The organism is Mitsuaria chitosanitabida ATCC BAA-476 = NBRC 102408 (genome assembly GCF_001598255.1).
Lineage (GTDB): Bacteria > Pseudomonadota > Gammaproteobacteria > Burkholderiales > Burkholderiaceae_C > Roseateles > Roseateles chitosanitabidus.
The window spans coordinates 24,856-51,145 of record NZ_BCYP01000014.1 but is presented as its reverse complement, the minus strand read 5'-3'; the positions used below and the strand labels follow the sequence as shown (position 1 = coordinate 51,145).

At 70.3% G+C, this 26,290-nt stretch carries 21 protein-coding genes and 1 pseudogene; 18 read left to right on the top strand and 4 right to left on the bottom strand.

What is annotated here, in order from left to right; all coding sequences use genetic code 11:
• Positions 1 to 96: 96 nt before the first annotated feature.
• The 8 genes from MCHT01_RS09105 (at position 97) to tet (ending at position 9,776) form a co-directional block, all read left to right on the top strand.
• Positions 97 to 1,662, top strand: coding sequence for a 3,4-dehydroadipyl-CoA semialdehyde dehydrogenase (locus tag MCHT01_RS09105; RefSeq protein WP_067064832.1), 1,566 nt, complete (start codon positions 97 to 99; stop codon positions 1,660 to 1,662).
• A 1-nt stretch (position 1,663) separates the two neighbouring features.
• Positions 1,664 to 3,265, top strand: coding sequence for a benzoate-CoA ligase family protein (locus MCHT01_RS09100; protein ID WP_067064830.1), 1,602 nt, complete (start codon positions 1,664 to 1,666; stop codon positions 3,263 to 3,265).
• A 167-nt stretch (positions 3,266 to 3,432) separates the two neighbouring features.
• A complete protein-coding gene (locus MCHT01_RS09095) occupies positions 3,433 to 4,593 on the top strand; it encodes an ABC transporter substrate-binding protein (RefSeq protein ID WP_067064828.1) in 1,161 nt (386 codons plus the stop codon).
• Between the two features lie 76 nt (positions 4,594 to 4,669).
• Positions 4,670 to 5,548, top strand: coding sequence for a branched-chain amino acid ABC transporter permease (locus tag MCHT01_RS09090; RefSeq protein WP_067064827.1), 879 nt, complete (start codon positions 4,670 to 4,672; stop codon positions 5,546 to 5,548).
• A gap of 15 nt (positions 5,549 to 5,563) precedes the next feature.
• Entirely contained in the window at positions 5,564 to 6,607 is a 1,044-nt protein-coding gene (locus MCHT01_RS09085) for a branched-chain amino acid ABC transporter permease (protein WP_067064857.1), read from the top strand.
• Positions 6,604 to 7,353, top strand: a complete 750-nt coding sequence (locus tag MCHT01_RS09080) for an ABC transporter ATP-binding protein (RefSeq protein ID WP_067064825.1) — start codon at positions 6,604 to 6,606, stop codon at positions 7,351 to 7,353. Before MCHT01_RS09085 ends, MCHT01_RS09080 begins: the two co-directional genes overlap by 4 nt.
• A gap of 53 nt (positions 7,354 to 7,406) precedes the next feature.
• On the top strand, positions 7,407 to 8,135 hold the full coding sequence (locus MCHT01_RS09075) for an ABC transporter ATP-binding protein (protein WP_067064856.1): 729 nt from the start codon (positions 7,407 to 7,409) through the stop codon (positions 8,133 to 8,135).
• A gap of 453 nt (positions 8,136 to 8,588) precedes the next feature.
• The gene (gene tet, locus MCHT01_RS09070; protein WP_148661456.1) at positions 8,589 to 9,776 is read left to right on the top strand and encodes a Tet(A)/Tet(B)/Tet(C) family tetracycline efflux MFS transporter; all 1,188 of its coding nucleotides are present in this window, start codon (positions 8,589 to 8,591) and stop codon (positions 9,774 to 9,776) included.
• 186 nt (positions 9,777 to 9,962) lie between these two features.
• Here the strand turns inward: tet and MCHT01_RS09065 are convergent, their stop codons facing one another.
• Positions 9,963 to 10,382, bottom strand: a complete 420-nt coding sequence (locus MCHT01_RS09065; protein ID WP_067064823.1) for an endonuclease domain-containing protein — start codon at positions 10,380 to 10,382, stop codon at positions 9,963 to 9,965.
• 226 nt (positions 10,383 to 10,608) lie between these two features.
• Here MCHT01_RS09065 and MCHT01_RS09060 point away from each other — a divergent pair, with 226 nt between their 5' ends.
• The 7 genes from MCHT01_RS09060 to MCHT01_RS09025 all read left to right on the top strand — a co-directional run bounded on the left by MCHT01_RS09060 (position 10,609) and on the right by MCHT01_RS09025 (position 19,034).
• Positions 10,609 to 11,613, top strand: a complete 1,005-nt coding sequence (locus MCHT01_RS09060) for an LLM class flavin-dependent oxidoreductase (protein WP_067064821.1) — start codon at positions 10,609 to 10,611, stop codon at positions 11,611 to 11,613.
• Positions 11,614 to 11,707: 94 nt separating this feature from the next.
• Positions 11,708 to 13,060, top strand: coding sequence for an LLM class flavin-dependent oxidoreductase (locus MCHT01_RS09055; protein WP_067064819.1), 1,353 nt, complete (start codon positions 11,708 to 11,710; stop codon positions 13,058 to 13,060).
• Entirely contained in the window at positions 13,060 to 14,304 is a 1,245-nt protein-coding gene (locus MCHT01_RS09050) for a M20 aminoacylase family protein (RefSeq protein ID WP_067064817.1), read from the top strand. Before MCHT01_RS09055 ends, MCHT01_RS09050 begins: the two co-directional genes overlap by 1 nt.
• Positions 14,305 to 14,380: 76 nt before the next feature.
• Complete coding sequence (locus MCHT01_RS09045; RefSeq protein WP_067064816.1) at positions 14,381 to 15,007, top strand: GNAT family N-acetyltransferase; 627 nt, start codon at positions 14,381 to 14,383, stop codon at positions 15,005 to 15,007.
• Complete coding sequence (locus tag MCHT01_RS27815; RefSeq protein WP_084452252.1) at positions 15,004 to 16,944, top strand: amino acid ABC transporter permease/ATP-binding protein; 1,941 nt, start codon at positions 15,004 to 15,006, stop codon at positions 16,942 to 16,944. Before MCHT01_RS09045 ends, MCHT01_RS27815 begins: the two co-directional genes overlap by 4 nt.
• Positions 16,925 to 17,965: an ABC transporter substrate-binding protein gene (locus MCHT01_RS09030; protein ID WP_084452250.1), complete on the top strand. Its 1,041-nt coding sequence runs from the start codon at positions 16,925 to 16,927 to the stop codon at positions 17,963 to 17,965. Before MCHT01_RS27815 ends, MCHT01_RS09030 begins: the two co-directional genes overlap by 20 nt.
• A 19-nt stretch (positions 17,966 to 17,984) precedes the next feature.
• Positions 17,985 to 19,034: an LLM class flavin-dependent oxidoreductase gene (locus MCHT01_RS09025; RefSeq protein WP_067064812.1), complete on the top strand. Its 1,050-nt coding sequence runs from the start codon at positions 17,985 to 17,987 to the stop codon at positions 19,032 to 19,034.
• A gap of 193 nt (positions 19,035 to 19,227) precedes the next feature.
• Here MCHT01_RS09025 and MCHT01_RS09020 read toward each other — a convergent pair whose 3' ends face one another.
• Both MCHT01_RS09020 and MCHT01_RS09015 read right to left on the bottom strand, forming a co-directional pair.
• The gene (locus tag MCHT01_RS09020) at positions 19,228 to 19,647 is read right to left on the bottom strand and encodes an endonuclease domain-containing protein (protein ID WP_067064811.1); all 420 of its coding nucleotides are present in this window, start codon (positions 19,645 to 19,647) and stop codon (positions 19,228 to 19,230) included.
• A gap of 175 nt (positions 19,648 to 19,822) precedes the next feature.
• Complete coding sequence (locus MCHT01_RS09015) at positions 19,823 to 22,423, bottom strand: TonB-dependent receptor plug domain-containing protein (RefSeq protein ID WP_148661455.1); 2,601 nt, start codon at positions 22,421 to 22,423, stop codon at positions 19,823 to 19,825.
• Between the two features lie 295 nt (positions 22,424 to 22,718).
• Here MCHT01_RS09015 and MCHT01_RS09010 point away from each other — a divergent pair, with 295 nt between their 5' ends.
• Genes MCHT01_RS09010 through MCHT01_RS09000 form a run of 3 tightly spaced genes read left to right on the top strand, consistent with a single transcriptional unit; the run spans position 22,719 to position 25,098 of the window.
• Positions 22,719 to 23,555: an ABC transporter substrate-binding protein gene (locus MCHT01_RS09010; RefSeq protein WP_067064851.1), complete on the top strand. Its 837-nt coding sequence runs from the start codon at positions 22,719 to 22,721 to the stop codon at positions 23,553 to 23,555.
• Between the two features lie 15 nt (positions 23,556 to 23,570).
• A complete protein-coding gene (locus MCHT01_RS09005) occupies positions 23,571 to 24,272 on the top strand; it encodes an amino acid ABC transporter permease (protein ID WP_067064809.1) in 702 nt (233 codons plus the stop codon).
• Between the two features lie 22 nt (positions 24,273 to 24,294).
• On the top strand, positions 24,295 to 25,098 hold the full coding sequence (locus MCHT01_RS09000; RefSeq protein ID WP_084452258.1) for an amino acid ABC transporter permease: 804 nt from the start codon (positions 24,295 to 24,297) through the stop codon (positions 25,096 to 25,098).
• A 164-nt stretch (positions 25,099 to 25,262) separates the two neighbouring features.
• Here the strand turns inward: MCHT01_RS09000 and MCHT01_RS08995 are convergent.
• Positions 25,263 to 26,201 (bottom strand): annotated as a pseudogene (locus MCHT01_RS08995) (MFS transporter); the annotation flags it as partial.
• Positions 26,202 to 26,290 lie beyond the last annotated feature (89 nt).

Below are 26,290 nucleotides of genomic sequence, written 5' to 3'. Positions count from 1 at the left end.
CACGATACTGCATGGCGTGAGGCGCCGCAAGGCCTGCACTCTACGTCATCGCCGCCAGGAGCCAGTCATGAATCCTCAAGTCATCCGGTGCCCCTCATGAGCCTTGAGCGGCTCCCCAATTACCTCGGCGGCCGCTGGATCTCCGGCACCGGCACGCCGACCTCGCTCTTCGATCCAGTGCTGGGCACCGCCCTGGTCCAGGTCGATGCGACCGGGCTGGATCTGAAGGACGGCTTTCGCTTCGCGCGGGAGCAGGGCGGGGCGGCGCTGCGCGCGCTGACCTACCGCGAGCGGGCCGAGCTGCTCGCCGCGATCGCCCAGCTGCTGCAGAAGCACCGCGACGCCTATTACGAGATCGCGCTCGCCAACAGCGGCACGGTGAAGAACGATTCGGCGATCGACATCGATGGCGCGATCTACACCGTCGGCACCTACGCCAAGCTGGGCGCCTCGCTGCCCGACGCGCATTTCCTCCGCGAGGGCGAGCCCGCCTCGCTCGCCAAGGACGCCGCCTTCCAGTCCCTGCACGTGCAGACGCCGGTCGCCGGGCTGGCGCTCTTCATCAACGCCTTCAACTTCCCGTCCTGGGGCTTGTGGGAGAAGGCCGCCCCCGCGCTGCTGTCCGGCGTGCCCGTCGTCGTGAAGCCGGCGACCGCGACGGCCTGGCTGACGCAGCGCATGGTCAAGGACGTCGTCGACGCCGGCATCCTGCCCGCGGGCGCGCTGTCGGTCGTGTGCGGGAGCTCCGCCGGACTGCTCGATGCCCTCGAGCCCTTCGACGTGCTGTCCTTCACCGGCTCCGCCGAGACGGCCGCGACCCTCCGCTCCCACGCCGCGGTGACGCGCCTGTCCGTCCGCACCAACATCGAGGCCGACAGCATCAACAGCGCGCTGCTGATGCCCGACACCCGCGCCGGCGATGCCACCTTCGACGCCTTCATCAAGGAGGTCGCGCGCGAGATGACCGTGAAGTCCGGTCAGAAGTGCACCGCGATCCGCCGCGCCTTCGTGCCGGCGGCGCTCCATGACGACGTCGCCACCGCGCTGCGCGAGCGCCTGGCCAAGGTGGTCGTCGGCAATCCGCGCAACGAGACGGTCCGCATGGGCGCGCTGGTCAGCCGCGCGCAGCTCTCCGCCGTGCGCGAGGGCCTGTCCCAGCTGCAGCGCCACACGCGCACGCTGCTCGACGGCAACGCCGCCCCCATCGTCGACGCCGATCCCAAGGTCGCCTGCTGCCTCGGGCCGACGCTGCTCGGCCTGGACACGCCCGAGGCGGTCGAGGCCACCGCCGCGGTCCACGACATCGAGGTCTTCGGCCCCGTCGCCGCGCTGCTCCCCTACGCCGACCTGCCGCGCGGCCTCGCCCAGATCCGGCGCGGGCAGGGTTCGCTGGTGGCCTCGGTCTACGGCGCCGACGATGCCGCGCTCGCCCGCGCGGCGCTCGCGCTGGCGCCTGGTCACGGCCGGGTCCACGTGGTCACGCCGCAGACCGCCGCCCTCCACACCGGCCACGGCAACGTGATGCCGCAATCGCTGCACGGCGGGCCCGGCCGCGCCGGCGGCGGCGAGGAACTCGGCGGCCTGCGCGCGCTGAACTTCTATCACCGGAGAACCGCCATCCAGAGCGGGCCATCCGTCCTCACGCAGCTCCAGGAGACATGACATGAGCCCCTCGACCGTCGACAGCCCGCCCGATGTCGCGGCGCTTCCGGACCCGTTCAACTTCGCCGGCCATCTGCTCGCGCTCAACCAGTCGCGGCCGGACCGCCTGGCCTATGTCGACGACCTGGGCTCGCTGACCTACGGGGAACTGGACGAGCGCGTGCGCCGCGTGGCCGCCGCGCTGCGCGCCAGCGGCGTCAAGCGCGAGGAGCGTGTGCTGCTGATGATGCAGGACACGCTGGACTGGCCCGCCAGCTTCCTCGGCGCGATGTACATCGGCGCGGTGCCCGTGGCCGTCAACACGCTGCTGACCGAGGAGGACTACGCCTACATGCTGGAGCACTCGCGCGCGCAGGTGGTGCTGGTTTCCGGCGCGCTGCTGCCGGCGCTCCAGGGCGCGCTGCGCAAGTGCCCGGCGCACGAGGTGCAGCGCGTGGTCGTCTCGCGGCCGGTGGACGCGCTGGCGTTCGGTCACACCGATTTCGACGCCTTCGTCGCCGCGCACGCGCCGCTGGCCGCGCCGGCGGGCACGCATGCGGACGATCCGGGCTTCTGGCTGTATTCGTCGGGCTCGACAGGCCGCCCCAAGGGCACGGTGCATTCGCACGGCAATCCGTACTGGACCGCCGAGCTCTACGGCAAGCGCGTCCTGAACCTGCGCGAGGACGACGTCTGCTTCTCCGCCGCCAAGCTGTTCTTCGCCTATGGGCTGGGCAACGCGCTGACCTTCCCGCTGTGCGTCGGCGCCTGCACCGTGCTGATGGCGGAGCGCCCCACGCCGGCCGCCAGCTTCAAGCGGTTGCGCGGGGAGAGCCGCGGCGTGAGGCCCACCGTGTTCTTCGGCGCGCCCACGGGCTTCGCGGCGATGCTGGCGTCGGCGGATCTGCCGCCCGCGTCCGCCACCGCGCTGCGCCTGGTGTCCAGCGCCGGCGAGGCCCTGCCGGCCGAGCTCGGTCATCGCTTCAAGGCGCACTTCGGCGTGGACATCGTGGACGGGATCGGCTCGACCGAGATGCTGCACATCTTCCTGTCCAACCGGCCCGACGCGGTGGCCTACGGCACCACGGGCTGGCCGGTGCCCGGCTACCGCATCGAGCTGCGCGGCGAGGACGGCCAGGCGGTCAAGGACGGCGAACCCGGCGACCTGTTCATCGCCGGCCCCAGCGCCGCCATCATGTACTGGGGCAATCGCGAGAAGAGCCGCGAGACCTTCCAGGGCGGCTGGACCAAGAGCGGCGACAAGTACATCCGCAACGCCGATGGGACCTACACCTATTGCGGCCGCAGCGACGACATGCTGAAGGTCAGCGGCATCTACGTCAGCCCCTTCGAGGTCGAGGCCACGCTGGTGCAGCATCCCAGCGTGCTGGAGGCCGCCGTCATCGGGGTCGCCGACGAAGACGGCCTCATGAAGACCAAGGCCTACGTCGTGGTGCGGGAGGGACGGACGGTCACCGACGACGAGCTCAAGGCCTTCGTCAAGGAGCGGCTGGCTCCGTATAAATACCCACGCCAGATCGAGTTCATCGCCGAGTTGCCGAAGACGGCGACTGGCAAGATCCAGCGCTTCAAGCTGCGCCAGCTCGGCGCCGTCGCGGCTTGATCGCGGAATGACCCCGCGCTGACCTGTCTCCCTCGCGGCCCGGCCTTGGCCGGCGCGCGGGAACGGTCGGCGACGTGGACGACCCGAACGAGGCCGCCGGCGGTATCGCGGCCACAGCAGCAGATCCAAAACAGCGCGGCACGCATCGCGCATCCAGGAGACAAACCATGAACTGCTTCGCCCACGCCGCCATCGCCGTCGCCCTGACGACGGCGATCGCCACGCCCGCCTTCGCGCAGGCCAAGCTCAAGGTCGGCTTCATGCTGCCGGCCACCGGCACCTACGCCCAGCTGGGCACGGCCATCGACAACGGCTTCCGGCTCTACGTGGCCGAGCAGGGCGGCAAGATCGCCGGGCGCGAGGTCGAGTACGTCCGCGTGGACGACGAGTCCGATCCCGCCAAGGCCACCGACAACGTCAACAAGCTGATCAAGCGCGACAACGTCGACGTGCTGATCGGCACGGTGCACAGCGGCGTCGCGATGGCCATGGCCAAGGCGGCCAAGGAATCGGGCACGCTGCTGATCGTCCCCAACGCGGGCTCGGACCCGATCACCGGCCCGATGTGCGCGCCCAACATCTTCCGCTCCAGCTTCAGCAACTGGCAGCCGGGCTACGCGATGGGCGAGGTCATGGCCAAGCGCGGCCTGAAGAAGGTCGTGACCATCACCTGGAAGTACGCGGCCGGCGACGAGTCGGTGAAGGCCTTCAAGGAGGCCTTCGAGAAGAACGGCGGCAACGTGGTCAAGGAGCTGTCGCTGCCGTTCCCCAACGTCGAGTTCCAGGCGCTGCTGACCGAGATCGCCGCCACCAAGCCCGACGCGGTCTACACCTTCTTCGCCGGCGCGGGCGCGGTGAAGTTCGTCAAGGACTACGCCGCCGCGGGCCTCAAGAAGAACATCCCGCTGTACGGCGCGGGCTTCCTCACCGACGGGACGCTGGAGGCGCAGGGCGCCGACGCCGACGGCCTCATGACCACGCTGCACTACGCCGACGGCCTGAACACGCCGCGCGACAACGCCTTCCGGCTGGCCTACGCCAAGGCCTACAAGCTGCAGCCGGACGTGTACGCGATCCAGGGCTACGACGCGGCGCAGATGCTGGGCATCGGCCTGACGGCGACCAAGGGCGACGCTAAAAACGCGGCTGTCTTCGCCGAGGCGCTGCGCAAGGCCAGGATCGACAGCCCGCGCGGGACTTTCACGCTCTCGCGCGCCCACAACCCGGTGCAGGACATCTACCTGCGCCAGGTCTCCGCCAAGGAGAACAAGCTGACCAGCGTGGCCGCCAAGGCCCTGGCGGATCCGGGCCGCGGCTGCCGCATGTGATGACCGGGCTCGCGGAGCCCATCGCCTCGACAGCGCCGGTCCGCGCGGCCGGCGCGCTCGCGCAAGGAGGGTCCCGATGGACCTGACGACGTTCCTCATCCAGTGCCTGAACGCGCTGCAGTACGGGCTGCTGCTGTTCCTCGTGGCCTCGGGGCTCACGCTGATCTTCGGGATCATGGGCGTGATCAACCTGGCCCACGGCAGCTTCTACATGATCGGCGCCTACATGGCCTTCGCGCTGGCCCCCTGGGTCGGCGCGGTGCTGGGCGGCGGCTTCTTCACGACGCTGCTGGTGGGGGTCGTCGTGGCGGTGCTGCTGGGCTACGTGCTCGAGTGGGCCTTCTTCAGCTTCCTCTACGAGCGCGACCACCTGCAGCAGGTGCTCATGACCTACGGGCTGATCCTGATCTTCGAGGAATGCCGCAGCCTGCTGGTCGGCGACGACGTGCATGCGGTCGACGCGCCCGCGCTGCTGGCCGGGTCCATTCCCCTGGGCGACCTGATGACCTATCCGGTCTACCGGCTCTTCGTCAGCGCGGTGTGCCTGGCGCTGGCCGCGGGCATGTGGTGGGTCTTCGCCCGGACGCGGCTGGGGATGATGATCCGCGCCGGCAGCGTCAACCGCGAGATGGTCCAGAGCCTGGGCATCGACGTGCAGCGGCTGATGCGGCTGGTCTTCGCGGGCGGCGTGGCGCTGGCGGCGCTCGCGGGCATGGTGGCCGCGCCGGTGTCCAGCGTCTATCCGGGCATGGGCGGCCACGTGCTGATCATCTGCTTCGTGGTCGTGGTGATCGGGGGCATCGGGTCGGTGAAGGGGGCGCTGCTGGCGGCGCTGCTGATCGGCGTGGTGGACACCTTCGGCAAGGTCTTCCTGCCGCAGGCCTCGGGCGTGCTGATCTACGTGCTGATGGCGGCGATCCTGCTGTGGAAGCCCGCCGGGCTGTTCAAGGCCTGAGGCCGGGGAATGGTGATGCTCAATCTCTTGTCCGGACGCGCGGCCTTCGTCGGCCTCGGGTTCGCGGTGCTGGCGGCGGTGCCCGTCTTCAGCGGCGGCTACGTGGTGGACCTGATCACCAAGATCATGGTCTACGCGATGCTGGCGCTCAGCCTGGAGCTGCTGGTCGGCGGCACCGGCCTGGTGTGCTTCGGCCAGGCCGCCTTCTTCGGCATCGGCGCCTACGCGGCGGTCAAGCTCGCGCCCGAGAGCGGGGAGCCGGCGTCCCTCGCGCTGGCGCTGCCGGCGGCCGTGCTGCTGGCCGGCGGATATGCGCTGTTGACGGGCGCGCTGTCGCTGCGCACGCGCGGGGTCTACTTCATCATGGTCACGCTGGCCTTCGCGCAGATGGCCTACTACGTGGTCCACGACACGCCGCTGGGCGGCGGGTCGGACGGGATCTACCTCTACGCCAAGCCGGTGCTGGGCCGCTGGATCGACCTGGACCAGCCGCTGCACCTGTACGCCTTCACCTGGGGCAGCCTGCTGGCGATGTTCGTGCTGCTGGCCGTGCTGGGGCGCTCGCACTTCGGCCGCGCGCTGGCCGGCATCCGCGTCAACGAGCAGCGCATGCGCGCGACCGGCTTCTCGACCTACCCGTACAAGCTCGCGGCCTTCACCTTGTCGGGCGCGCTGGCGGGCTGGGCGGGCTTCCTCTTCGCGGTGAAGGACGGCGCCGTCAACCCGGAGCTCATGAGCTGGCACCTCAGCGGCGCGGTGCTGATCATGATCATCCTGGGCGGCCTGGGGCATCTGCGCGGCGCGGTGGTGGGGGCGTTCGCGTTCACGCTGCTGCAGGAGCTGTTCAAGAGCGAGGCGATCTTCGGAGCCTTCGCCAAGCATTGGCAGCTGGGGCTGGGCGTCGTGATTATCCTGAGCGTGGCGTGGATGCCGCGCGGGCTGGTGGGCGTCCCCGGTCAGCTGCGGGACGCATGGGCGATGCGCGGGCAGCCGCGAGCGACGAGGGCCCGGCCACGCTCGGCGCTGGCGGCCGCCCTCAAGCGGGAGCGCAACGCATGAGCGAGATCCTTCTGCGCGCCGAGCGGCTGACGCGACGCTGGGGCGGCCTGGTGGCGGTGGACGAGGTCTCGCTGGACCTGCGCCGCGGCGAAGTCCATGCGGTGATCGGCACCAACGGCGCCGGCAAGAGCACCTTGATCAACCTGCTGTCGGGGGAGTTTCCGCCCAGCGCCGGCAAGGTGGAACTGCTGGGCGAGGACATCTCGCGCTGGCCGCAACCGCGCCGCGCGCGGGCGGGCTTGGGTCGCAGTTATCAGCGCAACACGATCTATCCGGAGTTCAGCGTCGAGGAGAACTGCCGCCTCGCGGCGCAGGCGCGGCTGCAGGATCCGTGGCGCTGGTGGCGCGCGGCGCATCGACAGGCGGCGGTCGTCGATCGGGCGCGGGACAGCGCCCGGCGGGCGGGGCTGGGGGAGGCGCTCGGGGCGAGCGCGGGCGCGCTCAGCCATGGGCAGAAGCGGCAGCTCGAGATTGCGATGTGCCTGGCGACGACGCCGCAGGTGCTGCTGCTGGACGAGCCGCTGGCGGGCATGGGCGCGGACGAGACGGAGCGGATGCTCGCGCTGCTGGCCGAGCTCAAGCGGGAGCACGCGATCCTGCTGGTCGAGCACGACATGGAGGCCGTGTTCCGCATCGCCGATCGCATCACGGTGATGGTCAACGGGAAGGTGATCTGCTGCGGCGATCCGGCGGCGGTGCGCGCGGATCCGCAAGTGCAGACGGCCTATCTGGGAGAGCACGCATGAGCGCGACCCACACCCCGACGCGGTCGGCCGGGGACGCGTCGCGCGCGTCCGGCATGGCGACCTCGACCAGTCTGGCGGCCCCGTTGCTGGAGGCGCGCGGCGTGCAGGCCTGGTACGGCAGCAGCCACGTGCTGCACGGGATCGACATCACGGTGGGCAAGGGCGAGACGGTGGGGCTGCTGGGCCGCAACGGGATGGGGAAGAGCACGCTGATCCGCAGCCTGCTCGGGCATGTCGCGCGCCGGGAAGGGGAGATCCTGATCGGCGGACGCGACGTGTCGCGGGCGAGGCCGCATGAGGTCTCGCGGCTGGGAATCGCGTATGTGCCGGAAGGGCGGGGCGTGTTTCCGAACCTGTCGGTGAAGGAGAACCTGGTGATGGCCGCGAGGCCGTCGCTCGACGGTCGCAAGGATTGGACCCTGGAGCGGGTGCTGAGCGTGTTCCCGCGCCTGGCCGAGCGCCTCCACCATCAGGGGGGACAGCTGTCCGGCGGCGAGCAGCAGATGGTGTCCATCGGCCGCGCGCTGATGACGCATCCGGAGCTGGTCATCCTGGACGAGGCGACCGAGGGCCTGGCCCCGCTGGTGGTGGCGGAGATCTGGCGCGTGATCGCGCAGATCAGGGAAGCGGGGCTGGCGACGGTCATCGTCGATCGCGACTACCGGAAGGTGCTGGCGCACAGCAATCGGGCGGTCGTGCTGCAGAAGGGGCGGGTGGCGTTGGCCGGATCGGCCGAGGCGGTGGCCGCCGATCCGGGGTTGAGCGGGTTGCTCGGGGTGTAGCGCCCGAAGACCCTCACCCCAACCCTCTCCCGCAAGCGGGCGAGGGAGATCCAGGCTCGCTGACTTCACCGGCCCTCACCCCAAACCCCTCTCCCACTCCGTGGGCGAGGGGCAACGATGCGCTCAGCCTTCTGGTCGAAAGCGGCAGACAGGATGGATGCCACTTTCTCTGGTTGACGCCGCGTCAGGCACTACCTGTCTCACCAAGCATCGACGAACTCGACATCTCTCTTTGGTGTCAGGTGCTGCCCAGCCCTCTCCGCCGCGCAAGTGCCTGAGCGCTGGCGGCCCCCTCGCCCGCTTGCGGGAGAGGGCAGGGGTGAGGGTCTTCGGGGTCCGTCGCCCCCCCCGATCCCAGACCTCGCTCCCGTGACTTGCGGGACGCCCGCGATGCCTTTTGGCATCGAGGTTCCCGGCGATCAGAATCCCGCCTCCAAAGTTGAGAGGTCGTGAGTGAATCGAGCCCTGATCGTCATCCTGATGACGCTGCTGCTGGACGCCGTGGGCATGAGCCTGGTGTTCCCCATCCTGCCCGGCCTGCTGCGCGAGCTGGGCGGCGAGGCCTCGGCCACCACCCACTATGGCGCCTTGCTCGCGGTCTACGCGGCGATGCAGTTCCTGTTCGCGCCCGTGCTCGGCGCCTTGAGCGACCGCTTCGGGCGTCGGCCCGTGCTGCTGGTCTCGCTGGCCGGCGCGGCCGCGGACTACGTGCTGATGGCGATGGCACCCAGCCTGACCTGGCTCTACATCGGCCGCGTGCTGTCCGGCATCACCGGCGCGAGCATGGCCGTCGGCACGGCCTACCTGACCGACGTCACGCCCGAGCCCGACCGCGCCAAGCGCTACGGCCAGATGGGCGCGGCGCTCGGGCTGGGCTTCGTCGTCGGACCGCTCATCGGCGGTGCGTTGGGCGAGTGGTCCCTGCGCGCGCCCTTCGTCGGCGCGGCGGTGATGAACGCCATCAACCTGGCGATGGCCTGGTTCATGCTGCCCGAGTCCAACCAGCACCGCACACCGCGGATCGACCTGGCCAAGCTCAACGCCTTCTCCGCGCTGCATCGCCTGAGCGGCAAGCCGCCGCTGCTGCCGCTGGTCGGCGTCTTCGCGGTGGTGATGCTGGTGTCGCAGGTGCCCGGCGCGCTGTGGATCCTGTACGGCCAGGACCGCTACGGCTGGACGGCGTGGATCGCGGGCCTGTCGCTCGCCTGCTATGGCGGGCTGCACGCGATCTCGCAGGCCTTCGTGACCGGCGCCATGGTGGGCCGGCTGGGCGAGCGGCGGTCCCTGCTCGTCGGCATGGCCGCGGACGGACTGGGCTTCGTCCTGATGGGCGTCGCCACGGCGGGCTGGATGCCGTTCGCCTTCCTGCCGTTCTTCGCGATCGGCGGGCTGGCATTGCCCGCGCTGCAGGCGATGCTCGCCAAGCAGGTCGACGCCGCGCATCAAGGCGAGCTGCAAGGCACGCTGGCCAGCATCGGCAGCCTGATCGGCATCGCCGGCCCGCTGGTCGCGACAGCGGCATTCGCGGCGACGCATCACACCTGGCCGGGCCTCACCTGGCTGGTCGCGGCGGCGCTGTACCTGCTCGCCGTGCCCTTGCTGTTCAGCAGTAGGGCAAGGGAGGGCGGCGAGGGCTCGTGATCTGGCGCGAGGGCTGAGCCCGAAGACCCTCTCCCCAACCCTCTCCCGCAAGCGGGAGAGGGAGAACCCCTGATCGACGCGCGCGGGCCGCGCCAGCGCCTCGACCTCGCGCCAAGGTGCGCTCGATGTCTAGGACCATTCAAGTTCCCTCTCGCTCAAGTTCCTTCGCGCTCAAGCGCTCGGTGTCTAGGACTCCCTCTCCCGCCCAGCGGGAGAGGGCAGGGGAGAGGGTCTTCCGCGCGCTCTCGCAGTCAGCCACTCCAGGATGGTCGAGACAACCGCTTCCCTCTGTCGCATCACCTCAAGATTGGTGAAACGCATGACGTGGAACCCCAGCTTCTCCAGCTTGGCGGTCCGCGCCGCATCCGCCGCCGCGGTGCCTGGCTCGAAGTGCTGTCCTCCATCGAGTTCGATGATCAATCGCGTCTCCATGCAGATGAAGTCCACGATGTATCGGTTCACCGGATGCTGACGCCTGAACTTGTGGCCATCGAGGCGTTTGGCTCGTAGGCAATGCCAGAGGGCGAGCTCCGCCGCGGTGGTCGCGCTTCGCAGCCTCCGGGCGTTGATCTTGGGATCTTGTGAGGGGGTGTCGGGGTCGTTCATGAGGACTTAGTGAGCGTTCGAAGACCCTCTCCCCAACCCTCTCCCGCAAGCGGGCGAGGGAGCCATCGGCACCGAGCGCCTTCGCGCGAGGCACCTGGGGGGAGCAACGACCACCGAGCGCCTTGGCGCGAGGCACTCGACCACCGGCATATCGTCATGTGCAGAACGAGCTTGGGCCGGACGGGTCAGGCTTCCAGAATCGGCGCGTCCCCCACAGGCCGCCGCCATGACCTACAAGCTCTCGCTGCTCGAAAAGAGCCTGATCCCCGCCGGATCGACCGCCGCCGAGGCGCTGCATCGCACCACCTTGCTGGCCCAGCGCGCCGAGGCCCTCGGCTATCACCGCTTCTGGCTGAACGAGCACCACGGCAACGACCAGCTCGCCGGCTCCGCGCCCGAGGTGCTCATCGCCTACCTGCTGGCCCGCACCAGCAGCATCCGCGTGGGCTCGGGCGGCGTCATGCTGCAGCACTACAGCCCGTTCAAGGTCGCCGAGGTCTTCAAGGTGCTGGCCGCGCTCGCGCCGGGACGCGTCGACCTGGGCATCGGCAAGGCGCCCGGCGGGCTGCCCGCCACGACGAAAGCCCTGCAGGCCCTGCATGACCGGGCCCACCCCGCGTCCTTCGACCAGCAACTCGCCGACCTGGACGCCTTCATCGACGACAAGCTGCCCGCCGATCACCCGCTCGCGGGCGCGCTCGCGCGGCCCGTGCCACCGGTGCCGCCGTCGCGGATCCTCCTGGGCGGCAGCCCGGGCAGCGCGAAGTCGGCGGCCGATCGCGGTTGGGGCTTCTGCTACGCGGGCCACTTCAACGGCGATCCGCTGAATGTCGAACGATCGCTGACGGCCTACCGGGAGGCCAGCGGCCGCGCGCCGCTGCTGGCGCTGTTCGCCTTCGTCGCCGAGACCCGCGAGGAGGCCCAGCGCCTGGCCGGTGCCAAGCAGATGATCAAGCTGCATCTGTCGACCGGCAAGAGCGTCAACCTGCCCACGCTCGAGGCCGCGGCCGACTTCGCCCGCGCGGCCGGCGACACCGACTACCGCACCGAGGTGCTGACGCCGCATGTCGTCGCCGGCACCGCCGCGGAGGTGCGCGCCGAGCTCGACGCGCTGCACGAGCGCCACGGCGTCGACGAGTTCCTCGTCGAGATGCCGGTCTCCGACTACGCCGCGCGGCTCAGGTCCATCGAGCTGCTCGCCAGCGTGCTCGCGCCCGCGCGCGTGAGCTGACAACACCCGACCCCGCGCGCGGCCGAGACGCCGCCCGAGCTCATCCCATCCGACCCGACGACTCTCCACGACCCCGATCCAAGAGGCCCGACCCATGACCCAACCGCTCATCTCCTTCGGCATCATGTTGCACGGCGCCGGCGGCCACATGAACTCGTGGCGCCATCCCGGCGGCCCCGCCGATGCCAGCGTCAACCTCGGCTTCATCGTCGAGACCACGCGCAAGGCCGAGGCCGCCGGCATCGCCTTCGCCTTCGTCGCCGACGGGCTCTACATCAACGAGAAGTCCATCCCGCACTTCCTCAACCGGTTCGAACCCCTGACCATCCTCTCGGCGCTGGCGACCTCGACGGCCCGCATCGGCCTGGCGGGGACCGTCAGCACCAGCTACAGCGACCCCTTCACGGTCGCGCGTCAGTTCGCGTCGCTGGACCTGATCAGCGGCGGCCGCGCCGGCTGGAACGTGGTGACGACGCCGCTCGAGGGCTCGGCGAAGAACTACAACCGCGAGCATCCCGACCACGCGCTGCGCTACGAGATCGCCGACGAGTACCTGCAGGTCACGCAGGGGCTGTGGGACAGCTGGGACGAGGACGCCATCGTCCGCGACCGCGTGACGGGCAAGTTCTTCGAGGCCGGCAAGCTGCACACGCTCGACCACAAGGGCCGCTTCTTCGAGGTCGCCGGGCCGCTCAACATCGGCCGCTCGCCGCAGGGTCAGCCGGTGATCTTCCAGGCCGGATCGTCGGAGGCGGGCATCGCGCTGGCCGGCAAGTTCGCCGACGCCGTCTTCACCCACTCGCCCAATCTGGAGGAGACACGCAAGTTCCGCCAGCAGGTGCGCAACAGCGCCGTCGCGCATCGCCGCCCGGCCGACGCGGTGAAGATCTATCCCGGCATCGGGCCCGTCGTCGGCGCGACCGAGGCGGAGGCGCAGGCCAAGCTGCAGGTCATCCGCGAGCTGCTCAGCGTCGAGGACGCGCTGGCCTACCTGGGCCGCTTCTTCGATCACCACGACTTCAGCCAGTACCCGATCGACGGACCGTTCCCCGACCTGGGCGACATCGGCAAGAACAGCTTCCAGTCGACGACCGACCGCATCAAGGCCGACGCCAAGGCGAAGGGACTGACGCTGCGCGAGGTCGCGCTGCAATCGGCCACGCCGTCCTCCAACTTCGTCGGCAGCGGGGAGCGCGTGGCCGACGAGATCATCCGGTGGATCGACGCCGGCGCGGCCGACGGCTTCATCCTCGGCTTCCCGGTGCAGGCCGAGGGGCTGCAGGACTTCATCACCCATGTGATCCCGGTGCTGGAGGCGCGGGGTCGCTACCAGCGCGAGCTCACCGGATCGACGTTGCGAGACCACCTGGGCCTGCCGCGCAAGGAGAGCCGCTACGCCGCCGGCGCCGACGTTCAAGCCGACGCCGACCGCGCGGCCGCCGCGTGATGGGCGTCGACGACAGCCAGGCGCTGCAACGCGCCCCCTCGCTCGCGCAGACCCTGGCTCGCGAGGCGTCCGAGCGCATCGGCGCCCGCATCGCCGCCGACATCGAGCCCTTCATCGCGCTGCGGCGCGATATCCACCGGCATCCGGAACTCGCCTTCCAGGAGCACCGCACCTCGGCGCTCGTCGCGGAGCGGCTGCGCGACTGGGGGTACGAGGTCACCACGGGCATCGCCGGGACCGGCGTCGTCGGCACGCTGCGCCGGGGAAGCGGTGGGGCCGGGGGCTCGGGCGGCAAGCGCCTGGGCCTGCGCGCCGACATGGACGCGCTGCCCATCACCGAGGCGACCGGTCTGCCCTACGCCAGCGTCCACGGCGGCGTCATGCACGCCTGCGGCCATGACGGCCATACGACGGCGCTGCTGACGGCCGCGCACTACCTGGCCCGGCACGGCGACTTCGACGGCACGCTGCAGCTGATCTTCCAGCCCGCGGAGGAGATGGGCGGCGGCGCGCAGCGCATGATCGACGACGGCCTGTTCGAGCGGTTCCCGGTGGACGCGGTCTTCGGCCTGCACAACTGGCCCTGCGTGAGCGCCGGGCACCTGGGGTGCGTCTCGGGGCCAGCGATGGCCTCGGTGGACCAGGCCCAGATCATCGTGCGAGGGAAGGGCGGTCACGGCGCGCAGCCGCATGAGACCGTCGACCCCATCGTCGTCAGCGCGCAGCTGATCTCGGCGCTGCAGACCGTGGTGGCGCGCAACGTCGATCCGCTGGACATGGGCGTGGTCACCGTGGGCTCGATCCATGGCGGCTTCGCGGCCAACGTGATCCCGGACAGCGTGGAGCTGCAGCTGACCGCGCGCGCCTTCCGGCCGGAGGTCCGCGAGGTCCTGCGCCAGCGCGTGCCGGCCCTGGCCCGCGCGCAGGCCGAGAGCTTCGGCGCGACCGCCGAGGTGAACTACCGGCTCGGCTATCCGGCCGTCCTCAACCACGAGGGGGAGACCGCCTTCGCCCGCGAGGTCGCGCTGGAGGCGCTGGGCGCCGACAAGGTCGAGGCCGGGTTCCGGCCCCGCACGGCGAGCGAGGACTTCGCCTACATGTTGCAGGCGCGGCCGGGCAGCTACCTGTTCATCGGGAACGGCGACAGCGCGCCGCTGCACAGCCCGCGCTACGACTTCAACGATGCGGTGCTCGCGCCCGCCGCCACCTACTGGTCGCGGCTGGTCGAGCGCTACCTCGCCTGACCGGGCCCGCGATGCGGCGACGGTCCGGCCCGCAACGGCGCAGAGCGCCTTCCACGTGGACGCGAAGGAGTCTGTCATGCCCGAGACCTTCATCCAGACCAGCCCGGCCGATCCCCGCGCGCAACCCTTGATCGCCGCGCTCGCGGTCGAGTACCAGACCCGTTACGAGGACCTGTACCGGATCGACGGGGAGTCCGCGGAGATCGAGCTCAAGCGCTATGCGCCGGCGCTGTTCACGCCGGCCGGCGGCGGGCAGTTCCTGCTCCTGCTGCGTGACGGCGAGGCCATCGCGGGCGGCGCCTTCAAGCGACATCCCGATCCGCGCACGGCGGAGTTCAAGCGCATCTGGACGGACCGCCGGTTCCGCCGCCAGGGCTTGGCCGGCCGCGTCCTCGCGGAGCTCGAGGCCCACGCCGTCCGCCAGGGCTATGAGCGCATCTTCCTGACCACCGGCTGCCGCCAGCCCGAGGCAGTCGGCCTCTACCTGCGGCACGGCTACACGCCGCGCTTCGACCTCGACGGCGATCACGAGGCGCTGCGCACCTTGCCCTTCGACAAGCTGCTCCGGCCGCGCCACGCTGCGCCGACCGGTCCCGAGCCCATCAGCGCCGCATCGCCGGCCACCTCGTCGCTCCCGCAGTCCGCCGCTTCGTCGGCCGCGACCTCGCTCCACCTCTCTCCGGCCCACTCCCACCCGGCATGAACACCACCGTCCTTCCCTTCGGCGCCGAGTCCTCCCACGCCGGCGCCAACGCCGCGCCGCCGGCCGTCGCCTCGCCCACGCGGCTCGCGGCCGCCGGCCCGCATCGCTACGCCCACCTGCGCGTGGTGCCCGCGCGCTACCCGGCGCGGACCGTGGGAACGGTGCTCGCGCTCCTGCTGCTGGGGCTGATCGCGCATTCGGTGATCACCAACGAGAAGTGGGGCTGGCGTGTCTTCGCCGAATGGTTCTTCGACGAGGCGGTGCTGGTCGGGCTGGGCCGCACGCTGCTGCTGACGGTGCTCAGCGCGGCGCTGGGCTTCTCGCTGGGGACGCTGCTGGCCTTGGCGCGGGTGTCGGGGTCGACGATCCTGTCGAGCTTCTCGTTCGGCTACGTCTGGCTGTTCCGGTCCATTCCGCCACTGGTGCTGCTGCTGCTCATCAACAACCTCGGCTACCTCTACGAGACCGTCACCATCGGCGTTCCGCTCACCCACTGGGTCTGGTTCTCCGTGCCGACGACGCAGTTGCTGAGCCCGTTCGCCGCGGCGATCGTGGGCCTGACGCTGAACCAGTCCGCCTACGCCGCCGAGATCATCCGCGGCGGCATCCTGTCCGTCGACCCCGGCCAGCACGAGGCCGCGGCCGCGCTGGGCCTGTCCAGACCGCGCCAGGCCTGGCGCATCGTGCTGCCGCAGGCGATGCGGTCCATCCTGCCCAACGGCTTCAACGCGATCATCGGGCTCACGAAGGGCACCTCGGTCGTCTACGTGCTGGCGCTGCCGGAGCTCTTCTACACGATCCAGGTCATCTATCGCCGCAACCTGGAGGTGATCCCGCTGCTGATGGTCGCCACCGCCTGGTACCTGGTGATCCTCACCGTGCTGTCGCTGATCCAGCGCCAGATCGAGCGCCATTTCGCGCGCGGCGCATTGCGCGAAGGAGGGCGATCGACCCGGTCGCTCCGTTCGATCCGTTCCAGGGCCAAGGTCGCCGCGACGAGAGAGGCGGCGCCTTCCGTCGCCTCGGTGGCGGTGACGACACGCGAGGCGGTGCCGGCATCGGGCGACGTCCGGACGGCCACCCCCGCGGCCGATGGCGTCGCCGTGGCGGCCTGGGGCGCTTCTCCGGTCCCGGGCGGCGAGATCATGGTGCACGGCGTGAGCAAGCAGTACGGCGCGCTGCGCGTGCTGGACGAGGTGTCGCTGACGATCCCCGCCGGCGCGGTGACGGTGATCCTGGGCCCGTCGGGCTCGGGCAAGTCGACGCTGCTGCGCAGCATCAACCACCTGGAGCGCGTCGACGAGGGCTTCATCGCGCTGGATGGCGAGCTCATCGGCTACCGCCAGATCGGCGACACGCTCCACGAGCTGCGCGAGAGCGAGATCCTGCGCCGCCGCGCCGACATCGGCATGGTCTTCCAGGGCTTCCACCTGTTCCCGCACATGACCGTGCTGCAGAACCTCGTCGAGGCGCCGGTGTCGGTGCGCGGCGTGCTCCCCGCGGAGGCCGAGGCCCGGGCACGTCTGCTGCTGGCGCGCGTCGGCCTGGCCGACAAGGCCGACGCCTATCCGCGCCAGCTGTCCGGCGGCCAGCAGCAACGCGTCGCGATCGCGCGCGCGATGGCCCTCCAGCCCAAGGTGCTGCTCTTCGACGAGCCGACCTCGGCGCTCGACCCGGAACTGGTCGGCGAGGTGCTGGCCGTCATCCGCGAGCTGGCCCGCTCCGGCACGACGCTGGTCGTCGTCACCCATGAACTCGCATTCGCCCGGGAGGTCGCCGACCAGGTGGTCTTCATGGAGCAGGGGCGCGTCGTCGAGATCGGCCATCCCGATCAGCTCTTCGACCGCCCCACGCAGGCACGCACCGCGACCTTCCTCGCGTCGTCGGGCGTCTCACTCCCCCTCCAAGGTAGCTCTCATGATTCAACAACGCCATGACGCCGCTCGGCACGGGTGGGCATCGGTCGCCGTCGCGGCCGCCGCCGCGCTCGCAGTGACGGCCCCGGTCTGGGCCGGTCCGCAAGGCCAGGCGCAGGCCTCGACCGCTTCCGTCGCCGCGCCGATCACCGCTCCCACGCCGACCGTGCCGACCGTGCCGACCTCCTGGACGATCGACCTCACCCCGGCGCAGCTGGGCCGCATCCATGCCGAGCGCGATCCCGCGGCGATCCAGGCCTTGCCCAAGGACTTCAAGTTCGTGACGCCCGGCGTGTTCACCGTGGCCATCACGGCGGCGGTGGCACCGGCGTCCACCTACGCGACCGATGCCCGGACCATCGTCGGCTCCGACGCCGACCACGCCCATCAGCTCGCCGAGGCGCTGGGGCTGAAGCTCAACCTGGTGTCGGTCGCCTGGCCGGACTGGCCGCTGGGCCTGGCTTCCGGCAAGTACGACGCCGTGATCTCCAACGTCGGCGTGACCGAGGAGCGCAAGCAGAAATTCGACTTCTCGACCTACCGCCTGGGCCTGCACGGCTTCTTCGTCCGGAAGGACAGCGCGATCCAGTCGATCAGGGAGCCCAAGGACATCGCCGGGCTGCGCATCATCACGGGCTCCGGCACGATCCAGGAGCGCATCCTGCTGGAGTGGAACCGGCTCAACGAGGCGCAGCATCTGAAGCCCGTCCAGCTGCTGTACTTCGACGACATCGTGGCGGCCAAGCTCGCCCTGGAGACGGGGCGCGCCGATGCGCACTTCAATCCGTTCGGACCGCTCGCCTACCTCGCGGCCAAGGAGGGCAAGACCCGGCTCGTGGGCACGGTCAATGCGGGCTGGCCGTTGAAGGCCGACGTCGCGGTGGCCACCCGCAAGGGCAACGGCCTGGCGCAGGCGCTGACGGTGGCGACCAACACCTTGATCCGCAACGGCAAGTACGGCCAGACGCTGGCCCGCTGGGGCACCGGCGAGGAGGCGGTCGCGCAGTCGCAGACGAACCCGCCGGGCCTGCCCAAGTTCTGACGCACGAGGCGCCCACCGCATGAGCATCGACCACCTGGCCCTGTTGATTCCGGGCAACTTCGTCGCGTCCGATCCCTTCGCCGGGCTGGACGCGACGCTGAATCTCTTCACCCGCGCGGAGGCGCTCGGCTTCGACAGCGCCTGGGTGCGGCAACGCCACCTGGAGCGCGGCGTGTCCTCGGCCTCGACCTTCCTCGCCGCCGCGAGCCAGCGCACCCGCCGCATCGAGCTGGGCGCCGCGGTCATCCAGATGGGCTACGAGAACCCGTTCCGGCTCGCCGAGGATCTGGCCACCGCGGACACGCTGAGCCGCTCGCGGCTGCAGGTCGGACTGAGCGCCGGCGCGCCGCTGTATGGCGCGCTGCTGGGTGATCGTTTCCACGACGGGGATCCGAGCGGGGTCGACTACTCGCATGCGCGCGTGCTGCGGCTGCGGGACAACCTCCGTGACGAGCGCTTCGGCGACGAGGAGGCCTGGATCGAGTCCCCCGCCGGTCGCCAGCGCCCGCGGCTGCACCCGGTGGCGCCAGGTCTTGCCGACCGGCTCTGGTATGGCGGAGGCTCGCTGTACTCGGCGCAGTGGGCGGGGCAGCACGGCTTTAACCTGCTGATCGGCAACATCAGCCGGGGGGAGCAGAGCGATGACCTCTTCACCGCGCAGGCTCAGCAGCTGGACCGCTATCTGACGCATTGGGGCGCGGCAGGACATGCCCGCGTGCCTCGGGTCGCGCTGGGCCGGGTGATCGTCCCGACGGACGGCGCGGACGCGGCCTCGCGCCGGCGATACCGCGAGTTCGCGGAGAGCCGGCAGGCGCGGACACTGGCACCGCAAGGGGAGCGGCGGACGCTGTTCGCCTCCGACCTGATCGGCAGCGCGGACGAGATCCTGTCCGCGCTTGCCCGCGATCCGATCCTGCCGCGGGTCAGCGAGTTCCGGCTTGAGCTGCCGTATGACCTCGAGCCGGAGCAGTACCTGCAGATCATCGAGGACGCGGCGCGGTTGATCGCGCCGTCGCTGAAGACCCTCACCCCAACCCTCTCCCGCAAGCGGGAGAGGGAGAACGTCTGAACAAGGCGCGTTGACGGCGGTAGGCCCATCGAAGTGCCTCGCGGCAAGCCGCTCGGTGCCTATGGCTCCCTCTCCCGCCCAGCGGGAGAGGGCTGGGGTGAGGGTCTTCCGCGCTCCCCCGCCCATCACCACCCCGGTGCATTCGTCCGCACGCCCGAACGGTTCAACAGTCCTCGCCCCAAGCGCTCGGTGGTTACGGCTCCCTCTCCCGCTCTGCGGGAGAGGGCTGGGGTGAGGGTCTTCCGCGATCTCCCGAAGTCAGCCATCCCAGAATGACTGAAACCACCGCCTCCCGCTGATGCAACACCTCAAGATTGCTGAAGCGCATGACGTGAAATCCCAGCGCCTCCATCTTTGCCGTTCGAGCCGCATCGGCCGCGGCGCCGGCAGGGTCGAAGTGCTGCCCGCCATCAAGCTCCACGATCAAGCGCGCCTCCAAGCAGACGAAGTCCGCGATGTAGCGGTTCACCGGATGCTGTCGCCTGAACTTGTGGCCGTCGAGTCGCCGATCTCGCAGGCAGCTCCAGAGGGACCGCTCAGCGTCGGTGGCGGCGCTGCGGAGGCGCCGGGCGTTGATCTTCGGGTCTTGGGAGGGCCGGTTGGGGGCGTTCATGGGGACTGAGTGAGCGCTCGAAGACCCTCACCCCAACCCTCTCCCGCGAGCGGGAGAGGGAGAACGTTTGAACAAGGTGCGTTGACGGCGGGAGTCGGTCGACGGGTGCTGCTCAGATCCTCTCCCGCGCGGCGGGAGAGGATTCAACGACTCCGAGCGCCTTGGCGCGAGGCACTTAGAACGTCACACCCACCCGCGCGTAGTAGTACGCGCCATAGATCCCGAACGGCGAGATGCTCGAATACGGCGGGAAGCCGTTGGTATCGGGCACCGTGTTCTTGCTGGGGTAGATGTTGAACAGGTTGTTGGCGCCTACCGCGACCGTCGTGCGGGCGTTGAGGCGGTAGCCGACGTCCAGATCGGTCACCCACCTGGCCGCATAGGCCTGATCGAACTGCGGGTTCACGTTGAGCAGCCGGTTCTTGTCGTAGCGCGTGGTGCGCAGCGTCAGGTCCCAGTCCGCGACGCGCCAGGCCGCGCCGAGGATGAGCTTGGACCTGGGCGTCGAGTCGGTGATCGCGCCTTGCGCGGCACGGTCGAACAGCGTGAGGCCCAGCCCCGCCAGCTGGCTCGGGTTGTCGGCGATCCGCGTGATCCTGGTCTTGTTGAGATTGAACCCCAGCGTCCATCGCAAGGTGCCCCGCGACCTCAGGTCCTGCGTGTAGTCGCCGACCAGATCGAGGCCGCTGGTGCGGGTGTCGATGGCGTTGGCGAAGTACTTGATCGATTGCCCCGACTGGAAGCCGCTCGCGATCAGCAGCTGGTTCACCGCCGCCCCCGCCAGGAATCCGGTCTGCGCGATCCGGTCTTTCAGGTCGATGCGGTAGGCGTCGAGCGTCACGTTGAGCTCCCGGCTCGGCGACCAGGTCAGCCCGGCGCTGAAGTTGGTCGACTTCTCCGGCTTGAGCGTCCTCGCGCCCAGTGCCTGGCCGATCGCCGAGTTCACCTGCACCGACTTGGACTGCACGAACTGGCTGACGCCGTTGACGATGTTGTACTGGTTGGAGGTCTGGGCGAAGCCCGATTGCGGCAGGGCCGGCGCACGGAAGCCGTTGCTGACCGTCGCCCGCAGCGCGAGCGCCGAGCTCAGCTCATAGCGCGCGCTGAGCTTGCCGCTGGCCGTGTTGCCCGATCCGTCGTCGTAATGCTCGGCCCGCGCGGCCAGGCCGATGAACAGGGCCTTCACCGGCGTCAGGCCGAAGTCGACATAGGCCGCGACGCTGTTGCGCCGCAGGTCGGCCTCGTCGGCCGGCGTGACGGTGATCGCCCCTTGCGCGCCGGTCGTCGCCAGGCTGCCCGCCAGCGGACCGCTGGGGAAGACGTAGCCGCCGAAGGCATAGGACAACGGATCGCCGGACCGGGTGCGGTACGTCTCCTGCCGATGCTCGAGGCCCCAGGAGGCCTGCAGCGGCTTGGCCAGGCCGACGTCGAAGGCGCGCGTGGCGTCGAGGTTGTTGGTCCACTGCGTGAAGCGCGAGGAGAAGGTGTCGAAGCGCGTCGGGCTGGTCGGTCCCAGCGAGGCGTTGAGCGTGTGGTCCGAGCCGTTGTCCACGTGATTCAGCCCGTAGCTGCTGCTCAGGTCCCAGTTCCAGCCGCCGCGCTCGATCAGCACGCCGGCGGTGAACTGGAAGTCGCGCTCGTCCAGCGTGTAGACCGGCGCGGTGCCGTCCGGATAGAGGGAGGGAATGATGTTCAGCGAGTTGGGCCGGCGGAAGTTCTGCCCGACGCGGCCCTTGCGCACGCTGACCGTGCCGAAGGAGTAGCCGCTGATCGTGTCGTCGAAGGACCGCTCCGCGTTGTAGGACAGGTTCAGCGCCTTGATCTCCGGCAGCCCGCCGGCGTAGACCTTCTTGTTGACGGTGGACTCGCGCGGATCGGGCTGGCCGTTGACCGGGAAGTAGAAGTTGCCCGTGGCGTCGGTGTTGCGCACGGCCGCCTCCTGGAGCTTCCCGTCGAGCGCGACACGCAGGAAGCCCTGGCCGGGCAGCGCGAAGCCGACGTCGAAGGCCTCCTGCACGGTCGTGCCGTTGTCGTGGCCGCCGTTGTCGTAGTGGTGGCGGGTCCCCAGCGTCGTGGTGCTGCCGCCGCCCTGGTCGCCGCGCTTCAGGATGATGTTGAGCACCCCCGCGATCGCGTCCGAGCCGTACTGGGCCGCGGCGCCGTCACGCAGCACCTCGATGTGGTCGATCGCGCTGACCGGGATCAGGTCGATGTCGACCGGGTTGGAGCCGTTGCTCTGGTTGTTGGGCGCCAGGCTGATGATCGAGCTGTTGTGCCGGCGCTTGCCGTTCACCAGCACCAGCACATGCGCACCGCTCAGGCCGCGCAGCCCGGCCGGTCGGGCGATGCTGTCCGCCGACAGGCTGGATTGCGTCGTCGTCAGGAAGGACGGCAACAGCTGGGACAAGGCGTCGCGCAGCGCCGTGTTGCCGCCCAGCTTCTGCAGCTGCTCGCCGCCGATCACGTCGATGGGCGCCGGGCTGTCGGCGACGGTGCGGGGCGCGCCGCGGGTGCCGGTCGTCAGCACGACGTCCAGCACGCGGGTCGGCGCGTCGTCGCTGGCGGCGGCAGGGGAGGCCGCGTCGGTCGCGGCGCCCTGCGCCATCGCGGCGACGGGCAGGGCCGCCAGCGCGGTGGCGACAGCGCTCGCGATCGCGTGCCGGCGCAAGCGGCTGGCGGCGTGGTCGGCGGCGTGGTCGGCGGTGGGACGAGGCGTGGCGTCGGTGGTGGTGGCGATGGTGCCGATGAACCCGAGGGACCTTGGAGAGGTAGGCATTGTTGGTGTTGGGCAAGGAGAACCGGGGAGGCTCGTGGGGATCGAGCGGTCCGGCGCCGGGGAGGTGTCCGGCGCACGGCGTCGAGGTCGCGGCTTGTGGCGCAGCCGGACCATATCGACGGCCTCGCCGCGACCCAACTGCGCAAAGCGCGATTGCTTATGTCGCCCTGTTCATCGTGGTTTCGGCGCACCGCGCATGCATATGCGCTCTGCTTCGTTGGGCAATGGTCGCGCGCTGCCTACGCTGCGCTTCCACATCCACTTCCTGTCCGGCGCTCGCCGCCGGCCCGATGCCATGACGCAGAGCCTGACCCGACGCGCCCTCCTGATCCTCGCCACCACGGCCTCGATGCTGGGCGTGGCCCATGCCGACCAGCTCGCCGACGTGAAGCAACGGGGCGAGCTCGTCGTCGGCGTGCTCGGCACCGACGAGCCCAACAGCTTCATCGATCCCAAGACCCGCGAGATCGTGGGCTACGAGGTGGACCTGGCCAAGGCCATCGCCGACAAGCTGGGCGTGAAACTGCGCCTGAAGCAGCTGGCCGTCGCCGCCCGCATCCCCGAGCTGCAGCAGGGCCAGGTCGACCTCCTGGCCGCCAGCCTCACCCACAACAAGGAACGCGAGGCGGTCATCGACTTCTCGCTGACCACCTTCGTCACCGGCCAGAAGGTGCTGGTGAAGAAGGACAGCGGCATCCAGTCGCTGGGCCAGCTCGCCGGCAAGAAGGTCGTCACGGTCAAGGGCGGCACGCAGGAGCCCAACGTGCGCCGTGCCGTGCCCAGCGTCGAGGTCGTCACCTTCGACACGGGCCCCCAGGCCTTCCAGGCGCTGCAGCAGGGCAAGGGCATCGCGTTCGTCAACGACGAGGTGTCGCTGCTGGATCAGTTCGCCAAGCTCGGGCCGGCCGCGTCGCAGTACCGCATCCTGCCCACCAACCTGAGCGTGGAGCCGCTCGCGCTGGGCATCCGAAAAGGGGAGAAGGGCCTCAAGGCCCAGATCGACGCCGCGCTGCGCGAGCTCGAGGCCAGCGGCGCCGCGCACCAGCTCTTCGTCAAGTGGTACGGCCCGAACACGCGGCTGAAGTTCCCCACTCGCGACTTCAAGTTCGACAGCGATCAGGTGCAGAGCTGATCCCGGCGCCGGACGATGCCGACGCTCGACCTGGCCGCGATCCTGCACGGCCAGTTCCTGGACTGGCTGGTCGCCGGGGTGGGGCTGTCCCTGCGGCTCACCGCGGCGGCGCTGCTGCTGTCGCTGCCGCTGGGCCTGGGCGTGGCGCTGATGCGGCTGTCGCCCTGGCGGCCGCTGTCCGCGCTGGCCTGGACCTACGTCGAGGCGGTGCGCAACATCCCGCTGCTGGCACACCTGCTGTTCTGGTACTTCGCCGTGCCGGAGCTGCTGCCCGACGCGCTCAAGACCTGGCTCTACGAGGGCCACATCGAGGCCGCCGCCGCCGTGGCGGGACTGGTGGTCTACACCGCCGCCTACCTGGCCGAGGACATCCGCTCGGGCCTGCGCTCGGTGCCGGAGGGGCAGTGGCTGGCGGCGCGCTCGCTGGGCATGAGCGGGTCCGCGGCGCTGCGCTGGGTCGTGCTGCCGCAGGCGCTGCGGGCCACCGTGCCGCCGCTGATCTCGCAGACCCTGAACCTGTGGAAGAACACCAGCATCGCCAGCGTCATCGGCACCGCGGAGCTCATGACCCAGGCGCAGCGCGTGGAGTCGGCCAGCTTCCGCGGCTTCGAGACTTTCCTCGTGGCGACCTGCGTCTATCTGGGCGTGTCGCTGCTGATCACGGCCGCCGGGGCGCTCTACCAATGGCGATTCCCGGTCCGGGCCGCGACGCGATGACGCCCGGGACCTTCTCATGAACCTGGCCGAGATGCTCGATGTCTACTGGCTCTACGCGCTCGTGGGCCAGTATCCGAAGGGACCGCTGGGCGGCCTCGCGCTGACGGTGCTGCTGGCGCTGGCGGGCATGGGGCTCGCGCTGCCGCTGGGCGTGGCGCTGGGCATCGCCCGCGTCAGCCCGCGCGCCTGGCTGCGCTGGCCGGTGACCGCCTGGGTCTTCGTGGTGCGCGGCACGCCCTTGCTGATGGTGGTCTTCTGGGCCTACTTCTTCCTGCCCAGCGTCACCGGCCAGAAGACCGGGCAGTTCGCGACCATGCTGGCGGCACTGGTGATCTTCGATGCCGCCTACCTGGCGGAGATCGTCCGCGCCGGCCTGAGCGCGCTGCCCGAGGGTCAGCTGCAGGCGGCGAGGGCGCTGGGCATGACCCAGGGTCAGGCCTTGCGCTTCGTGCTGCTGCCGCAGGCGCTGCGGCGCATGCTGCCCTCGCTGGTGAACCAGCTCGCGTCGACGATCAAGCAGACCTCGCTGGGCACCATCATCGGCCTGAGCGAGCTCTCCTTCATCGCCAACCAGATCAACGCCCAGGTGCTGGTGCAGCCGGTGGCGGTCTACGGCACGCTGGCGGCCAGCTACTTCGTGCTGTGCTTCGGTCTGTCGCGCCTGGCTCACGGGCTGGAGCGACGCGGCGCGGCCCGCGAGATCGCCCAGAGCGCGCCGGCGCAGAGCAGCAGCAGGACCACGGCGAAGCCCAGGGCGGTCGGTTCCAGCCCGAAGCGTCCGACCGCCAGGCCCGCGAGCAGCGCCGGCATGCTGAACGCCAGGTAGCTGAACACGAAAAAGGCGGCCATCATCGCGCCGCGCTGATGGTCGGGCGCCAGCGGCACCAGGCTGCGCACCGAGGCGTTGAAGCCCGCGCCGAAGCCGATGCCCGCGATCGCGCTGCCCACGTAGAGCAGCGCCACGCCGTGCGCCCGAACGCCCCAGAGCGTCAGCAGCAGCCCCAGCACCGAGGCCACCGCGGCCAGGCGCAGGGCCTGCAACGGCGGGCGGCCGCGCATCGCCATCACGCTGACGGCGCCGCTGAGCACCAGCGTGGCGATCAGGCTCGCGCCGATCAGCGGCGCGTGCAGGCCGGTCACGCTGCGCGCCAGGCTGGGCCCCAGGGACAGGAAGAAGCCGCCCAGCGCCCACTGCGCCGAGTTCATCGGCAGGATCAGGCGCATCGTCGACCAGGCCTGCGCCGGCACCGCGAGCCGCGGCTTCAGCGACTGCCAGGCGCCATCCCGGCGCGGCGCGGTCTCCGACAGCGCCAGCGAGGGCAGCAGCTGCAATCCCAGCAGCACGAAGAGCAGATCGAAGATCGGTCCCGCCGGCTGGTCGGCGTACTGCGCGATCGCGCCCGCGCCCAGCGCGCCGAGGGCCATCCCCAGCATGGGCGCGACGCTGTTGACGAGCGCGCCGCGCTCGCGGTTCAGGTCGAGCAGGGCGGCGCTCAGCGTCGCGGTCGCGATGCCGGTGGCCAGGCCTTGCAGCGAGCGCGCGGCCAGCAGCCAGGACACGTCCGTGGCGAAGCGGAACAGCAGCACCGAACCGAGCTCCAGCAGCAAGGCCGTCACCAGGACCGGACGCCGGCCGATGTGGTCGGACAGCCCGCCGAAGACGAGCAGGCCGGCCAGCAGCGCGAAGGCGTACACGGCGAAGATCAGCGTGAGCATCAGCGCGGAGAAGCCCCAGGCCTCGCGATACAGCGCATAGAGCGGCGAGGGCGCGCTCGAGGCCGCGAGGAAGGCCACCACGATGGACGCGAGCAGCACCAGCGACTGGCTTGGGGAGAGCCCGCGTGTGCCGGCGGCGGCGCGGGACGCGTGAGGGGATCCACTGGCGGGCAGGGCGGCCGGGGCGGCGATCGGCGGGTCGGTGAGGGCCATGGGATCTCCAGGAGGGGGAACAAACGCAAAGAGTTTGCTTTTGGCCATCCTAGGCCCTGGTCTCGACTAAAGCAAATTCATTGCTTTAA

Excerpts from the sequence above, each read along its gene's own strand:
- MCHT01_RS09105 (WP_067064832.1), top strand. The coding sequence starts at position 97 with ATGAGCCTTGAGCGGCTCCCCAATTACCTCGGCGGCCGCTGGATCTCC.
- MCHT01_RS09100 (WP_067064830.1), top strand. The coding sequence starts at position 1,664 with ATGAGCCCCTCGACCGTCGACAGCCCGCCCGATGTCGCGGCGCTTCCG.
- MCHT01_RS09095 (WP_067064828.1), top strand. The coding sequence starts at position 3,433 with ATGAACTGCTTCGCCCACGCCGCCATCGCCGTCGCCCTGACGACGGCG.
- MCHT01_RS09090 (WP_067064827.1), top strand. The coding sequence starts at position 4,670 with ATGGACCTGACGACGTTCCTCATCCAGTGCCTGAACGCGCTGCAGTAC.
- MCHT01_RS09085 (WP_067064857.1), top strand. The coding sequence starts at position 5,564 with ATGCTCAATCTCTTGTCCGGACGCGCGGCCTTCGTCGGCCTCGGGTTC.
- MCHT01_RS09080 (WP_067064825.1), top strand. The coding sequence starts at position 6,604 with ATGAGCGAGATCCTTCTGCGCGCCGAGCGGCTGACGCGACGCTGGGGC.
- MCHT01_RS09075 (WP_067064856.1), top strand. The coding sequence starts at position 7,407 with ATGGCGACCTCGACCAGTCTGGCGGCCCCGTTGCTGGAGGCGCGCGGC.
- MCHT01_RS09065 (WP_067064823.1), bottom strand. The coding sequence starts at position 10,382 with ATGAACGACCCCGACACCCCCTCACAAGATCCCAAGATCAACGCCCGG.
- MCHT01_RS09060 (WP_067064821.1), top strand. The coding sequence starts at position 10,609 with ATGACCTACAAGCTCTCGCTGCTCGAAAAGAGCCTGATCCCCGCCGGA.
- MCHT01_RS09055 (WP_067064819.1), top strand. The coding sequence starts at position 11,708 with ATGACCCAACCGCTCATCTCCTTCGGCATCATGTTGCACGGCGCCGGC.
- MCHT01_RS09050 (WP_067064817.1), top strand. The coding sequence starts at position 13,060 with ATGGGCGTCGACGACAGCCAGGCGCTGCAACGCGCCCCCTCGCTCGCG.
- MCHT01_RS09045 (WP_067064816.1), top strand. The coding sequence starts at position 14,381 with ATGCCCGAGACCTTCATCCAGACCAGCCCGGCCGATCCCCGCGCGCAA.
- MCHT01_RS27815 (WP_084452252.1), top strand. The coding sequence starts at position 15,004 with ATGAACACCACCGTCCTTCCCTTCGGCGCCGAGTCCTCCCACGCCGGC.
- MCHT01_RS09030 (WP_084452250.1), top strand. The coding sequence starts at position 16,925 with ATGATTCAACAACGCCATGACGCCGCTCGGCACGGGTGGGCATCGGTC.
- MCHT01_RS09025 (WP_067064812.1), top strand. The coding sequence starts at position 17,985 with ATGAGCATCGACCACCTGGCCCTGTTGATTCCGGGCAACTTCGTCGCG.
- MCHT01_RS09020 (WP_067064811.1), bottom strand. The coding sequence starts at position 19,647 with ATGAACGCCCCCAACCGGCCCTCCCAAGACCCGAAGATCAACGCCCGG.
- MCHT01_RS09015 (WP_148661455.1), bottom strand. The coding sequence starts at position 22,423 with ATGCCTACCTCTCCAAGGTCCCTCGGGTTCATCGGCACCATCGCCACC.
- MCHT01_RS09010 (WP_067064851.1), top strand. The coding sequence starts at position 22,719 with ATGACGCAGAGCCTGACCCGACGCGCCCTCCTGATCCTCGCCACCACG.
- MCHT01_RS09005 (WP_067064809.1), top strand. The coding sequence starts at position 23,571 with ATGCCGACGCTCGACCTGGCCGCGATCCTGCACGGCCAGTTCCTGGAC.